General features: G+C 65.2%; 12 protein-coding genes. 1 reads left to right on the top strand and 11 read right to left on the bottom strand.

Annotated features, from left to right (window positions below):
* The first annotated feature begins 68 nt into the window (after positions 1-68).
* A complete protein-coding gene (locus HBO11_RS08160) occupies positions 69-740 on the top strand; it encodes a DUF3313 domain-containing protein (protein WP_169952527.1) in 672 nt (223 codons plus the stop codon).
* A 207-nt stretch (positions 741-947) separates the two neighbouring features.
* Here HBO11_RS08160 and HBO11_RS08155 read toward each other — a convergent pair whose 3' ends face one another.
* From HBO11_RS08155 to HBO11_RS08105, 11 genes are all read right to left on the bottom strand, one after another.
* Positions 948-3,437: a fused MFS/spermidine synthase gene (locus HBO11_RS08155; protein ID WP_169952526.1), complete on the bottom strand. Its 2,490-nt coding sequence runs from the start codon at positions 3,435-3,437 to the stop codon at positions 948-950.
* A gap of 180 nt (positions 3,438-3,617) precedes the next feature.
* On the bottom strand, positions 3,618-5,204 hold the full coding sequence (locus HBO11_RS08150; protein ID WP_169952525.1) for an arylsulfatase: 1,587 nt from the start codon (positions 5,202-5,204) through the stop codon (positions 3,618-3,620).
* Positions 5,205-5,279: 75 nt separating this feature from the next.
* Positions 5,280-6,281, bottom strand: a complete 1,002-nt coding sequence (locus HBO11_RS08145) for an HAD family hydrolase (RefSeq protein WP_169952524.1) — start codon at positions 6,279-6,281, stop codon at positions 5,280-5,282.
* Positions 6,278-7,333 carry a BatD family protein gene (locus HBO11_RS08140; protein ID WP_169952523.1) on the bottom strand — a complete coding sequence of 352 codons (1,056 nt, stop codon included), beginning with the start codon at positions 7,331-7,333 and terminating at the stop codon, positions 6,278-6,280. Before HBO11_RS08140 ends, HBO11_RS08145 begins: the two co-directional genes overlap by 4 nt.
* Complete coding sequence (locus HBO11_RS08135; protein WP_169952522.1) at positions 7,326-8,837, bottom strand: VWA domain-containing protein; 1,512 nt, start codon at positions 8,835-8,837, stop codon at positions 7,326-7,328. The genes HBO11_RS08140 and HBO11_RS08135 overlap by 8 nt, the downstream gene beginning before the upstream one ends.
* Complete coding sequence (locus HBO11_RS08130) at positions 8,818-9,819, bottom strand: VWA domain-containing protein (RefSeq protein WP_169952521.1); 1,002 nt, start codon at positions 9,817-9,819, stop codon at positions 8,818-8,820. Before HBO11_RS08130 ends, HBO11_RS08135 begins: the two co-directional genes overlap by 20 nt.
* The gene (locus HBO11_RS08125) at positions 9,806-10,276 is read right to left on the bottom strand and encodes a DUF4381 domain-containing protein (protein WP_169952520.1); all 471 of its coding nucleotides are present in this window, start codon (positions 10,274-10,276) and stop codon (positions 9,806-9,808) included. Before HBO11_RS08125 ends, HBO11_RS08130 begins: the two co-directional genes overlap by 14 nt.
* On the bottom strand, positions 10,273-11,196 hold the full coding sequence (locus tag HBO11_RS08120) for a DUF58 domain-containing protein (RefSeq protein ID WP_169952519.1): 924 nt from the start codon (positions 11,194-11,196) through the stop codon (positions 10,273-10,275). The genes HBO11_RS08125 and HBO11_RS08120 overlap by 4 nt, the downstream gene beginning before the upstream one ends.
* A complete protein-coding gene (locus HBO11_RS08115) occupies positions 11,193-12,167 on the bottom strand; it encodes a MoxR family ATPase (RefSeq protein WP_169952518.1) in 975 nt (324 codons plus the stop codon). Before HBO11_RS08115 ends, HBO11_RS08120 begins: the two co-directional genes overlap by 4 nt.
* 24 nt (positions 12,168-12,191) lie before the next feature.
* Positions 12,192-12,701 (bottom strand): hypothetical protein, encoded by a 510-nt coding sequence (locus tag HBO11_RS08110; protein ID WP_169952517.1) that lies wholly within the window; start codon positions 12,699-12,701, stop codon positions 12,192-12,194.
* Complete coding sequence (locus HBO11_RS08105; RefSeq protein WP_169952516.1) at positions 12,698-13,429, bottom strand: DUF2092 domain-containing protein; 732 nt, start codon at positions 13,427-13,429, stop codon at positions 12,698-12,700. The genes HBO11_RS08110 and HBO11_RS08105 overlap by 4 nt, the downstream gene beginning before the upstream one ends.
* Positions 13,430-13,445: the final 16 nt, after the last annotated feature.

Here is a 13,445-nt window from a genome sequence, read left to right as displayed (position 1 = left end):
GATATTTTTCCAGAGTTGGCTATACCTGTTACTTCACGTTTCGACGATAAACGCCAAGGAGTTGCGCCATGAAGCTAGGGCTCATGATCAGTACGCTGTGTATTGCCTCACTCGGGGTGACCGGGTGTGCAAGTAAAGTCCCGCAGCCGGATGAGTATTCGGGATTTCTGTCCGACTACAGCCAGTTGCGCGAAGCCAAGTCGCCGTCGGGCGCAGAGGTGATGCGCTGGGTCGATCCCAAGCTCAATCTGAACCGCTACACCTCGGTGTATATCGAGCCGACTCAATTTTTCCCCAAGCCCCAGGCCACCGCGCAAATCCCCGAAGACACCTTGCGCAGCATCAACGAGTACTACAACCAGGCGCTCAAGCGTGAGCTGGTCAAGTCCCTGCCATTGGCCAACGCCCCGGGCCCTGGGGTGATTGTGGTGCGGGCGGCGATCACAGCGGTCAGCCGCAAGACCGAAAGCCTCAAGCCGTACGAGTACATTCCAGTCGCCCTGGTGGCAGCCGCGGTGAGCACCGGCACCGGGATTCGTGACCAGGAAACCACCCTGGGCACCGAGGCGCAGTTTCTCGATGGCGACAGTGGCCGGGTGATCGCCCAGGTCGTGCGCAAAGGCACGGGCAAGCCTTTGGACAACGATACCCAGGTGATGAAAGCGGCGGATGTGAAGGCGGTGATGGATGGCTGGGCGGCGGATCTGCACCAGTCCTACCTCAAGCTCAAGGCCAAGTAACCCACCCAACGCCTACAGGGAATGGGGCTTCGCGCTCCAGCTCTGCTTTTGATCCTGATCTTGGGCGCCCCGGCATGGATACCGGGGTAGCCGCGACACGCCCATGAGTGGCCGTTATCGCAGCAATGGATATGTGCACAAGCCCAAGAACCACTACACAGTTGTGTAGATACTCATGCTCATGGGCGGCAAGCCAGCCCCCACCCATCAATCCCCGACAAACCACCGGTAATACGGATTGGCCCCATCCTCCTGCAACACCTGGCGGATATCCCGGCCCCAGGCCGCACGATCACCGTCATAGGCGTGCAGGCTGGCGCGGTAGAACTGCATCAGGCGTTGTTGTTCGGCCTCCAGGGTGCGCAGCAATGCCCCATCGGCATTCAGCAAGGGCGCAGGCACTCGCAAGTCGAGCAAGGCCGGCAACACCCGCTTGATCTCCTGGCTGCGCACCCACGGGGCATATTCGATACGCGGCTGGTCATCGGTGACGGCCAGGGCCTGCCCGGCAAAGCGCTCCAGCCCGTTGCGATCGGTAACCCAGGTCGCCAGCAGGGTCGCGGCCGAATCAATGCCAACCTCGGCCAGGGCGCTGCGCACCGGGGCTTGCTCGAAGCGCTGGCGAATACGCGTGGCGTCCAGCTCGATTGGCTCCATGGAGCCCACCAACATCATCTCGTGGAACTCGCTGGTCCACAGCGTGGCGTAGGGGAACACGTCGAGGAAGCTGCGCACCAATGATTGCGAGTCTTCGATGTTCTGCGTCGGCAGCGGTAGCCACTGGGCCAGCAGGCCGTGTTTTTCCAGGCGCCGCGCGGCCAGTTGGTAGAAGTCGCGCGAGTACAGGTTGACCACGCCGGCGGCGGAGGGCGGTGGTGGTTCCAGGGTGATCAAGTCATAGGCCTGGGGGCTGCGCAGCAGTTCCTGGCGACCGTCGCGCAAGCGCACCTGCACGCCGGAATCGCTGGCAGCGTTGTAGTTGCCCTTGAACAGCGGCGCCGCTTGCACCACAGCAGGCAGCAGTTCTGCGACGACCCGTTGCTCCAGCCCCGGATAACGCAACAGTGCGCCGGCAGTGATGCCGGTGCCAAAGCCGATCACCAGCGCCGCACGGGGCTCGGCGTTATGGATCAGCAACGGCAGCAGGGCCTGGATGCGCATATAGCGCAGGGACGGCATGGCGTCGCCGGTGTTGGACACGCCCTGGATGTACAGGCGCTGAAAGGCCCGCGTGCCCTTGCCCTGGGTGACCACCGCGACGGTCGCGCCACGGCCTTCCTGGTAAAACGCCAGGCTGGCATTGCGTGCGCCGGGCAGCAGGTTGGCCAGGCGGTCCACCGGGGTCAGCAGGGCCGCGGCCAATGACAGCAGGCCGATGGCCACCACGGCCTGGCGGCGACCTTTTTTCACCCCATGGCCACGGCGCACCGCGATGTAGCCCACCACGCCGGCAATCACCGCCAGCAGGCCCAGGGTGCGCACCAGGCCGAGCCAGGGGATCAGCACAAAACCGCAGAGCATCACCCCGACAATCCCGCCCAGGGTGTTGAACGCCACCACCGCGCCCACGTCCCGGCCTACCTGCGCGCCGCCCACACTCAGGCGCAGCGCCAGGGGAAACGCCGCGCCGAGCAACAAGGTGGGCACAAACACAATGCACAAGGCGGCCATTGCAAAGCGTGCGCTCATGCCTGGCAATTCGCCGCCACCGAAGCTCAGTACCAGCGCTTCAGCCTGGGTTTGCAGGAGCACCAGCCAACGGCCCAGCAAGGCGATTTCCAGCAGGGCCACCAACCCGGCACCGGCAATCAGCAGACCGAAGACGCCCCACGGATCGCGAATGCGTGCGACCCGGCGCGCCATCAGTTGGCTGCCGATAAACAGCCCGGCCAGGTAGGTAGCCAGCACCACGGCAAAGGCATAGGTGCGGGTACTCATGAATTGCACGATGGACTGCGACCAGACCACTTCATAACCCAGGGCCACGCCGCCGGCGATGGCATACAGCACCAGCGCCAGGCGCGCCGGTTGGGTCTTGGACGGGGCATTGACCGACGTTGCGCGATGGCGCACGTACAACAAGGCGCCGACGGCGGCGAGCAGGTTGAGCAAGGCGGCCACCAGGGCACTGCCGCGCACGCCAAAGGTGGCGATCAGCACAAAGGCCGTGAGCAAGGTGCCAACGATGGCCCCGGCGGTGTTGGCCGCATACAGCCGGCCACCGGCCTGGCCCAGGTCCTTGGCATCGGCGTTGAGGGCGCGCACCAGCACCGGCAGCGTGCCGCCCATCAACAGCGCAGGCAGGCCCACCAGGGCGAAAGGCAGGACCCAGGCCAACAGGCCGATGCGCTGTTCCAGCCAGGCAAACGGGCTGGCGGCCATGCCCAGGGCCAGCGTGGCGCTGACTCCGAGCACGGCGACGAGAATTTCCAGAGCGGCGTAAAGCACCAGCGGCCGTGCGAGCCGATCGGCCCAGCGGCCAAACAGCCAGCTACCCAGGGCCAGCCCGGCAAAGAAGGCACTGATCCCGGTGGTGATGGCATAGACCTCGACCCCAACCACCAGTGACAGCTGCTTGATCCAGAGCACCTGGAACACCAGAGCGGCGCTGCCGGAGATGAACAGCAGCAGGGCGGGGATCAGCAGGGTGGAGGTCTGGAGACGGGCCAGGGGTTGGCTGGCAGTGCGTGAAGACATTGCAGATTGCCTTGTTCAAAGGGAACAAATATTTCAAAACTGGCGAAGATGCCCGGTGCAAACCGGGTTTAGTGTGGGAGCGGGCTTGCCCGCGATAGTGCAGTGTCAATCAATGCATTAGGTGACTGATCCACCGCTATCGCGGGCAAGCCCGCTCCCACACAAGCCCGCTCCGACCTTTTACTGCGCCGGCGCTGCCTTCATTTTCTCGGCAATTTTCGCATCCACCGCCGCGCGAATCTGGTCGATGCTGAAGCTCGCCGGTTTCTGGCTGGGTGGGTACTCGATGAAGGTTTCGAGGAAGGCCGCCGATTTGGTCACCGCGACGCCCGCCAGGTACACGTTCTTGGTGCTCCAGTCGTAATACTGGTCAGACACCACGTCCGCCCGCTCGTACGGGTCCATGCGCAAGTTGAGGATCTTCGGCACCCGCAGGCACACGAACGGCTCGCTCCAGACCCGGAAACCGCCAGGCTGGCGTTGTTCGCAGAACACCACTTTCCAGTTGTCGAAGCGCATCGATACCAGCACCCCGTCGTCGTTGAAGTAGTAGAACTCGTTGCGTGCGCCTTTAGGTTGCTGGCCGGTCAGGTAGGGCAGTTGGTTGAAGCCGTCCAGGTGCACTTTGAAGTTGGCGCCGCCCGCGACCGGGGCCCAGCCTTTGAGCAGCTTGTCCTTGACCTCGGTATCGCCGGCCGCCGCGAGCAGGGTCGGGAACCAGTCCATGCCCGAGAGCATTTCGTTGGAGACTTCGCCGCCCTTGATCTTGCCCGGCCAGCGAATGATCGCCGGCACCCGGTAGGCGCCTTCCCAGTTGGAGTTCTTCTCGTTGCGAAACGGCGTGGTTGCCGCGTCCGGCCAGGAGAACTGGTTGGGCCCGTTATCGGTGGTGTAGACCACGATGGTGTTGTCGGCGATTTTCAGGTCGTCGAGGGTCTGCAGGAGTTTGCCGACGTCACCATCGTGCTCCAGCATGCCATCGGCGTACTCGTTGCCGGGCATGCCGCTCTGGCCCTTCATCGAGTCGCGCACGTGGGTGAACACGTGCATGCGCGTGGTGTTCATCCAGACAAAGAACGGCTTGTCGGCCTCGGCCTGTTTCTTGATGAACGCCTGGGCGGCGGCGGTGGTTTCGTCGTCGATGGTTTCCATGCGCTTGGTGGTCAAGGCGCCGGTGTCTTCGATCTTGCCGTCGGCAAAGCTGTGGATCACCCCGCGTGGGGTGTTGGCCTTGACGAAGGCTGCGTCGTCCTTGGGCCAGTAAGGGCGTTCCGGCTCTTCTTCGGCATTGAGGTGGTACAGGTTGCCGAAGAACTCATCGAAACCATGGTTGGTGGGCAGGTACTCATCGCGGTCGCCCAAGTGGTTCTTGCCGAATTGCCCGGTGGCGTAGCCCTGGGACTTGAGCGCCTGGGCGATGGTGATGTCGCGCTTTTGCAGGCCTACCGGTGCACCGGGAATGCCGACCTTGGACAAGCCAGTGCGCAACGGCGTCTGGCCGGTAATAAAGGACGAGCGCCCGGCGGTGCAACTGTTCTCCGCGTAATAGTCGGTGAACATCATGCCTTCCTTGGCGATACGGTCGATGTTCGGGGTCTTGTAGCCCACGACGCCCATGGAATAGGCGCTGATATTGGTTTGCCCGATGTCATCGCCGAATATCACCAGGATATTCGGCTTTTCGGCGGCCAGGGCTGTCGCCCCGACCCCCATCACTGAAACCGCCACCAGGGCCAGTTTCGGTAGCCACTTGCATATGCGAGTCATGAGACCTGCTCCTTTATCGGCTTGAGTCGCACTGCTGCGACCAACGTTTACTACAGTCCATCGCGACGTCTTTGCTTATTGCACCTGCTTTTGCACAACCGGCTCGAACGGGTAGATACGCCGCCAGTCGGCGGCCATATCGACCACGGTCCAACCCTTTGTATTGGCCTCGTCCAGGGCCTTGTCCAGGCGCCCCACCGAAGAGTTGCGGTCATACGCCCACTCCCGCGCAGCGTCGGTGTGGTGCACCAGCCCCATGAAACGTTTCCCCGCGCCTGCCGCCGTCCATTGCAGCATCTGCAAGTCGCCGTCGGAGTTGCCGAAGGCGAGGATCGGTCGCCGGCCAATCACCGCATCGATGCTTTCCGGCTTACCCGGGCCATCGTCGTTATGGGCCAGCTTGGCGGTACGCAGGATCTGCGGCTTGCCGTCGTTGATCTGGAACTGCGTGACGAAGCTGCTGCCGATCACCTGTTCCGGCGGTACGCCATAGACCACGTCGGCAAAGGCGCGCATGAAGGCGGTGTCGCCGCCGGACACGATGTAGGTCTTAAATTGCTGGCTGCGCAGGTAGTCGAGCATTTCCAGCATCGGCTGGTAGATCATCTCGGTGTAGGGCTTGCCGGTTTTCGGATGGCGGGCCTGGGTCAGCCAGGCCTTGGCATTGGCGATAAAGGTCTCGGTGCTGATCCCGGTATGGGTCGCACCGATGATTTTCAGCAGGCCGTCCATGCCGCTCTGGGCCAGGGCCTGGTGGTCGTTTTCCAGCACGGCCTTGAACGGTTGGGTGGTTTTCCAGTCCGGGTGCTGGGGCGCCAGGCGCTTGATTTCATCGAACGCGAACAGCACCTGGAAGTACGCCGGCTGCTCGGTCCACAGGGTACCGTCGTTGTCGAACACGGCGATGCGCTCGGCGGGCTTGACGTAGTCCGTCGAACCTTCGGCGGTCACGGCCTGGACGAATTCGATGATGTGCTGTTTGCTCGGTCCTTCATTCCATGATGGCAGCGGGTCGCTGGCCCATGCGGGAAAGCTCAGGCACAGCAGCAGGGGCAGGGAGCGGCGCAGAGACGTCATGGGAAATCCTTTTCGCGACGGGGGTTCAGTGGTAGCAAGCGTAGTCGACGGCAGACCCGGCGCAATGTCGCCCAGGCGCGGCGCCACAGTGCTGGCAGCCGTGGCCAGAGCGAGTGGCCGAGGTAGCCGGCCAATAGCAGCAGCACCAGCGCCGCGCTCCAGGCCAGGCCGTGGCGCGACAGTTGCCAGCGCGTGTGTTGGCCCAAGTCCTTGAGGTCCTGGGCGATCGAAAAGGTCGGGCGGTAGTCGCTGCCAGCCAGGGCTTCGACGCTGATGGCGGGCAACTGCGCCACTTGCAGGCGATGGTTGCGGCTGTCCCACCATTTCACGCTGATGGCCGGTAACTGGTAATGGCCGCCCTGTTCGACCCGGTATACCCAACGGTCCACGCGCTGGCCGCCGCTGACAGTACCGCGCCCGTCGTCCAGGTTGCTGATCAGCGCCGCCTGCGGGTAAGCGCGCAGGCCTTCGATCGAGGCTTGAGGCGGCGCCGGCAAGGACAGCGCCGGGGTGTTGTCGGCTTGCAGGGTGAGGGTGCGGGTCAGGCTGTCGCCCACCTTCAGCGGTGTGGCCGAGGTGCTGAGGTGTTGGCTCAGGCGCACCCCTTCGGCCACCAGCAGGTTCTCGCCGGGGTTGAATCCGGGTGGCAGCGTGGCCTTGAACGCCAGTGGCGCGCTGTGCGCAGTCAGAGGGGCGCTGGCCTGACCGGGTTGGGCGCTGACGGCCAGGGACGGCACGTTGAACTGCTGTGCCACGTTGGGAGTGATGCGGTAGCGATAGCGCATGCCATAGAAGTTCTGGCCGTCGATCACCTGGGTCAGGTGCTCGGCCTCGCCCCCCGGTGCCTCGACCCGGGCGCCCGGCAATTGCAGGGCGGGCAGGCTGGCGGCAGTGGTGAACCAGGTGTCGGTCAGCACGTCCACCTGCAACTGCGCTTGCTCGCCCACCATCACTGCCGGGCCGGGCAGCAGTTGCACGTGCACCTTGAGTTGCGGCTCGCCGGCCATGAGCTGTGTGCAGAACAGCAGGCCGAGCAGGGCAGGCTTATTCATGGGCGCCGCCCTGGTCTTGCAGGCTGAATTTGCGCCGCAGGAAGTTGGCCGGCGAGGTGGTCAGGTTCTGCAACCACAGGGCGTCACTGCTGGCTTGTTCGGTCTGCACCGCCTTGGTTTGGCCCTTGCCGGGCGTCTTGTCGAACTTGATCGCGTCGGGCTTGACCTCGGGGGCGTTGTCGGCGGCGCTTTCGGTGTCTTTTTTCAGGGCCATGGCCAATGCCAGGTTGGCACTGGCCTCGGGGAACTGTGGCTGGCGCTGCAAGGCTTGCTGGTAGGCGCTGATGGCCTGGTCGAACTTGAAGCGGCGCACATGGATATTGCCCAGGTAGAACGCCGCCTGCGCGCTGTCGAGTTGGGCGAAGGTGGCCTGGGCCAGATCGTAGTCGGCGGCGTTATAGGCCGCGATGCCTTTCCAGTAGGGGTCGACAAACAGGCGGGCGGCGGCGGGGTAGTGGTGGTGCTCGAAGGCCCAGCGCCCTTGTTGATCGGCTGTCAGAAAAGCATCGGCCAGCCCGTTGGCCTGGGCCGGCGCGGGTTGCAGGAACAGGCCCAGCATCACCACGGCGGCCCAATTCAGGCTCCAGCCCCGGCGCACGCCGAACAGTGCCACCAGCAACAGCGGCCAACACAGCCAGTAGCCTTCGTCTTTCCATTGCAGGGCGCGCTGTTGTTCATCGGCCGCCTGGAAGTGCTGCTGCGCGTGCAGCTCCACCCAGTCCAGGTCGTCGTCATTGAGGGTCAAGCTGCCCAGCGGCGCATCGGTGGCGGCGGCCAGTTGCTTCAAGGCCGGGGCGTCGAAACTGCCGGGGTTGCTGCCCACCGCCAGGACCAACACTTGCAGCGGGCTGTCGGCCAACAGGGGCTTGAGCCGCGGCAGTTGGGCGACGTCGGCCCCGTCGCTGAGCAGCAGCAGGGTGCCGGGGGATTTTTCTGCGTCGAGCAGGCGCCTGGCTTGCTCGATGACCGCAGCCACGTCCTTGCCCGGCCGTGTGATCAGTTCGCTGGCGAGGGCCTGGATAAAGCTGTCCAGCAGCGCCGGGTCATCGGTGGGCGGCAACACCAGGTGCGCGCTGCCGGCGTAGACGATCAGTGCGGTTCTTGCGCCTTTGCGCCGCGCAACCAGGTCATGCACCTTGTGTTTGGCCGCTTCCAGGCGGGTGGGCGGCACGTCGATGTTGTCCATGGACGGGGACAGGTCGAGGGCAATGATCAACGGTGCGCGATTCTCCAGGAAAGCCGGTCGGTCCTGCTCCCAGGTCGGCCCGGCAGCGGCGAGGGCGCCGAGCACCAGCAACGCACTGGCCAGGTGCACCGGGCGCAGGCGATGGGTATCGCTGGGCGTGAGCAACAGGTGCGGCAACAGGTGCGGGGCGATATTGCCGCGCAGGCGGCGTTGCAGGTCGCGGTTACGCCGCCAGAGCAGGGGCAGCAGCACGCCGATCAAGGCCAGTAGCAGCCAGGCGGGGCGCAGGAAGTGCAAGTCACTGAGGTTGAACGCCATCCGGCACCTCCCGTCTGGTGCGGTACGGCCATGCTGCAGCGATCAGGTGGTATACGGCGAACACACTCAAGGCTGCGCCCAGGGGCAGCCAGAACAGATCGCGCTTGGGTTGGTGGCTGAGGGTCTGGACCTGATGGGGGGTGAGCTGGTCGAGGGTGCTGTAGATCTGGTCCAGGGTGTCGCGGTTTTCTGCACGGAAATAGCGCCCGCCGGTGGCGTCGGCAATCTGTTGCAAGGCGCCCAGGTTGACCTTGGCCTCGCCCGACGCGCCGGGGTCGCCAATGCCGATGGTATGGATTACCACGCCTTTGGCCGCAGCCATGCTGGCGGCGTGGTCCGGGGTGATTGCGCTGCTGGTGTCGTTGCCGTCGGTGAGCAGGATCAGCACTTTCTCCTGCTCGTGGGCCGCGTCCAGCAGCTTCAAGCTCAGGCCGATGGCATCGCCAATGGCCGTGTTGGGCCCGGCCATGCCGATGCCGCTGTCATCGAGCAGCAGCGCGAGGCTGGCATGGTCCAGGGTCAGCGGTGCCTGGGGGTAGGCGCCGCTGCCAAACAGGATCAGGCCCAGGCGGTCATCCTTGCGCCGCTGGATAAACCCCTGCACCACCTGTTTGACTGCGGCCAGGCGGTCAATCTTCTGGCCGCTGGCGTCGGTGAAGTCCTGGGTCTGCATGGACTGGGAAATATCGATGGCCAGCATCAGGTCGCGCACCGGCTGTTGGCGTTCGATAGGTTTTTCTACCCAGACCGGGCGCGCCACGGCCAGCACCAGAAGGGCCCAGACCAGCAGGTTGAGCAGCAGTTGCCCGCGATTGCTGCGGCTGCCGCTGGCTGCCGGGGCTTGCCCCACCGCGCGGCTCATCCCGGCGAAAAACGGCACCCGCACCGCGCTGCGCGCCTCGTGGTAGGCGGGCAGGTAACGCCAGGCCAGCCAGGGCGCTGGCAGCAGGAGCAACAACCAGGGGTAATCAAGCTGCCACATGATGCCCCTCCACCCAGGTTCGGCACTGGGCCAGCAGGCGTGCACGCTGTTCGGCGCCCAGCGCCTCGGGCGGCGCGTAAGCCAGTTCGGCCAGTTGCCGGCTGAGGTCCGCCGGCACCTGCCCAGCGCCATGGCGTTGCAGGAAGGCTTGCCAGTCGGCGCCACTCAAGGTCGGCACGCGTTGCAGCTCTTCGGGGGCCAGGGGCATCGACAGCGCCACGCGCTTGAGTAACACCGGCAGTTCCCGTAGATCCTCCAGCGCATCCAGGCGGGCCAGGGCCTCACGGCGATAGGCATTGCGGCGCCACGCAAGCCAGGCCCTGGCCGCCCACACCAGCAGGCCGAGGATCAGCAGGCCGAGCAGCAGCCACCAACCCCAGGTCTGCGGCCAGTAGCTGACGGGCGCGGGCAAGCCCAGCTCTTGCAGCTGTTCGATGCTCGGCACCTGGGCGTTCAACGGCGCCTGCCCAGTTCGTCGCGCAATTGCTCGGCGGCGGGCAGGGCGCTGCTGAACATCAGCACGGGCACCTGGCTGCGCCGCAACAGGTTGGCGACATCCTTGAGGCGGCCGCCGAGAAAATCCCCCAGGGGTTGGCGCACCTGCTGTTGTTGCACGGCCAATTCCACCTGCAACTGGCCCTGGGTCACGCGCAGTTGGCCACTTTTGGGCACGTTGAGGGCCAGCGGATCGTAGACCTGCAAGGCGAGCACATCGTTATGGGCCGACAGCTGGCGCAGCAGTTGCAGGGTGCGCGGCCCGGCGCCGGCAAAGTCGCTGACGATGCAGATCAAATGGTCATGCCCGGCCAGCGCCAGGCAATGCTGCAAGACCTTGTCCAGTTGCCCGTCGCCCTCATGGTCCGGATTGCGCGCATTGAGCGCCTGGTTGTGCTGCACGATACGGCTGCACAGGGCCTCGACCCGCTTGCGGCTGCGCAACGGGGCCACGGCGTCGATGCGCTCATCGTTGAACACCACGCCGCCGACCCGGTCGCCTGCGTTGAATACCATCCACGCGGCGAGCGCCGCCAGTTCGGCGGCGACGGCTGATTTGAAGCTGCGCACCGAGCCAAAGAACATCGACATGCGCTGGTCGACCACGATCAAGGCCGGGCGGTCGCGCTCTTCGGTAAAGGCGCGCACCACCGGCTTGCCGGTGCGCAGCGAGGCGCGCCAGTCGAGGTGGCGCAGGTCGTCACCGGGCTGGTAGCGCCGCAGTTCATCGAAGTTCAGGCCGCGCCCGCGCAGGCGTGACGCATGGTTGCCCGCCAGGATGCTGCCCTGGGGCTGGCGTGCCACAAAACTCAAGCCCCGTGCCTGGAACTGCAGGGCCATCAACTGCCCGAGGGACACGTAGACCTGACCGTCGGCGTTCATGCCGGGATCGCCACTTTGGCCAGCAGGCGGTCGAGCACCTGATCGGCACTGACTCCATCGGCCACCGCGTCGTAGCTCAGTTGCAGGCGATGGCGCAGTACTGGATGCACCACCGCTTGCACGTTGGCCGGGGTGACGAATGCCTGGCCCTGCAACCAGGCATCGGCGCGTGCGCAGCGGTCCAGGCCGATGCCGCCACGGGGGCTGGCGCCGAGGCTGATCCAGCGTGCCAGGTCCGGGTCGTAGTCGCCGGGATGGCGGGTGGCGTTGATCAGGTCGATCAGGTAGCGGTCGATGGCCGGCGCGACCTGCACGGCGCTGACTTCCCGGCGAGCGGCGAAGATCACCTCTTGTGCCAGGTTGAAGCCCTGAGTGACAGGGGCGTCGCCTGCCTGTTCTTCGGCCCGCAGCAAGCGCAGCACCTGGCTTTCATCGTCGGCGCTGGGGTAGTCGAGGAGGATTTTCAGCAAAAAGCGGTCCATCTGCGCTTCCGGCAGTGGGTAGGTGCCTTCCTGTTCGATGGGGTTCTGGGTGGCGACCACGATAAACAGTTCGGGCAGCGCGTGGCTGGCGCCGGCCACGGTGATTTGCCGCTCTTCCATGGCTTCGAGCAGGGCGGCCTGGACCTTGGCCGGGGCGCGGTTGATTTCATCAGCCAGGATCAGGTTGCCGAACAAGGGGCCGGGCTGGAAACGGATCTGGTTCTGCCCGTCCACCTGGTGCAGCACCTCGGCGCCGGTGATGTCCGAAGGCAGCAGGTCGGGGGTGAACTGGATCCGGCTCATCTGCGCGTCGAGGTGCCTGGCCAGGGCCTTGACCGTGCGGGTCTTGGCCAGCCCCGGCAGGCTTTCCAGCAGCAGGTGACCGTTGGCCAGCAGGCCCAGGAGGATCTGCCGGATAACCTGGTCCTGGCCCAGCACGCTTTCGGCGATGCTGGCTTGCAGGGCGTTAAGATCGTTGAGCGCTGTCATCACAATCATCCTTGAAGCATTGGATCACCAGGGTGCGGCGACCACGATGTACTGCACGGAACTGCCGACGTACTGCGGTTGGTACCAGGTCGGCCCGCAATGCTGGTAGGCCACGCCATTGGCGATGACCGACACGCAATCGACCGGCACCGTGTTGACCCGCGTGCCGATGGCCAGGATCGTCGCGGTGGTGGCGCCGATCACGGCGGCCGTGGCCCAGGGGTGATACCAATCATCCGGCGGCGGTGGTGGCGGTGGTGGCGGCGGTGGCATCGGGTAAGGATGCGGCCCAGGCCCTGGTCCCGGCCCGGGATACGGATGCGGCCCCGGCTGCGGGTGTGGCTCGGGATGAGGCGGCATGGGCCGGGGCGCCGGCATCGGGTGCGGCGGCGGTGGATGGAAACCGCCACCGCCATGGGGCACGACGAAGGTCCGTGCGCCACCACCGCCGCGCATCTGCCAGGCGTGGGCGGTCAGCGGGTTGAACAGGGTCAGCAGCAAGCTGGCAGTGAGCACCGCCGCCATGGGCTTCATGGTTGTGCTCCTGCGGGGGCCAGGGGGATTGCCCGGGCACCGGCTGGCGGGGTGAATTCAAAGTCGCGGTCGTTGCTCGGGGCGTCCAGCTGCCAGCGATAGTCGACGCTGTGGCGCGGCTGCCCGGCGCTGTCGCGGCGGCTGATCACCAGGCGGCACGGCAGTGGCTGCGGGCCCTGGCGCACCCACAGTTGCCAGTCGATGTCCGGTTGGCGATAGGCGTAGTGATCGCATACCTGGCCATTGAGGGTCTGGCTGTCGATCCATAGTGCGTCGCTCAGACCGGCGGCCTTGGCGGTAGTGGCGTCCCAACGGAACAGGTCGGCCAGGGGCAGTTCGATGCCGTACCGTTCACTTAATTGGGCGAGCAGGCTGGCGATATCCGTGGGAGCGGCCTGCTCGGTGAAGTAGCCGCTGCGGCTGTCGTAGAGGGTGAAGCGCTGGCCGTTATAGAACAGGCTGCGGCGCTCGCCATTGCGTTCCACCTGCACCCGCAGCTTGTCGGGCTGCCTGGCCTGCAGGTGAGTCTGGTGATTGAACTCGATGACCTGGCCGCTCTCCAGGACCTGGTCGGTGCGGCTGTCGGTATCGAGCCGTAACTGCTGCACGCTGCGCAGATAGCTGCCCATCTGCTCCAGGGCGGCCAGGGCCTTGGGCTCCAGTTCGCCGGCCACGGCACCGCCGCTGACAAGCAGCAGGCCCAGCAACATACGATGAAAGCGCGACATGGCGTACCTCACGAAT

It is taken from the genome of Pseudomonas sp. WS 5010, assembly GCF_012985565.1.
Classification (GTDB): Bacteria; Pseudomonadota; Gammaproteobacteria; order Pseudomonadales; family Pseudomonadaceae; genus Aquipseudomonas.
The sequence above is the reverse complement of the archived record's forward strand: the minus strand, read 5'-3'. Positions and strand labels throughout refer to the sequence as shown.

Excerpts from the sequence above, each read along its gene's own strand:
- HBO11_RS08120 (WP_169952519.1), bottom strand. The coding sequence starts at position 11,196 with ATGAACGCCGACGGTCAGGTCTACGTGTCCCTCGGGCAGTTGATGGCC.
- HBO11_RS08140 (WP_169952523.1), bottom strand. The coding sequence starts at position 7,333 with ATGAATAAGCCTGCCCTGCTCGGCCTGCTGTTCTGCACACAGCTCATG.
- HBO11_RS08105 (WP_169952516.1), bottom strand. The coding sequence starts at position 13,429 with ATGTCGCGCTTTCATCGTATGTTGCTGGGCCTGCTGCTTGTCAGCGGC.
- HBO11_RS08155 (WP_169952526.1), bottom strand. The coding sequence starts at position 3,437 with ATGTCTTCACGCACTGCCAGCCAACCCCTGGCCCGTCTCCAGACCTCC.
- HBO11_RS08145 (WP_169952524.1), bottom strand. The coding sequence starts at position 6,281 with ATGACGTCTCTGCGCCGCTCCCTGCCCCTGCTGCTGTGCCTGAGCTTT.
- HBO11_RS08115 (WP_169952518.1), bottom strand. The coding sequence starts at position 12,167 with ATGACAGCGCTCAACGATCTTAACGCCCTGCAAGCCAGCATCGCCGAA.
- HBO11_RS08135 (WP_169952522.1), bottom strand. The coding sequence starts at position 8,837 with ATGGCGTTCAACCTCAGTGACTTGCACTTCCTGCGCCCCGCCTGGCTG.
- HBO11_RS08160 (WP_169952527.1), top strand. The coding sequence starts at position 69 with ATGAAGCTAGGGCTCATGATCAGTACGCTGTGTATTGCCTCACTCGGG.
- HBO11_RS08150 (WP_169952525.1), bottom strand. The coding sequence starts at position 5,204 with ATGACTCGCATATGCAAGTGGCTACCGAAACTGGCCCTGGTGGCGGTT.
- HBO11_RS08110 (WP_169952517.1), bottom strand. The coding sequence starts at position 12,701 with ATGAAGCCCATGGCGGCGGTGCTCACTGCCAGCTTGCTGCTGACCCTG.
- HBO11_RS08130 (WP_169952521.1), bottom strand. The coding sequence starts at position 9,819 with ATGTGGCAGCTTGATTACCCCTGGTTGTTGCTCCTGCTGCCAGCGCCC.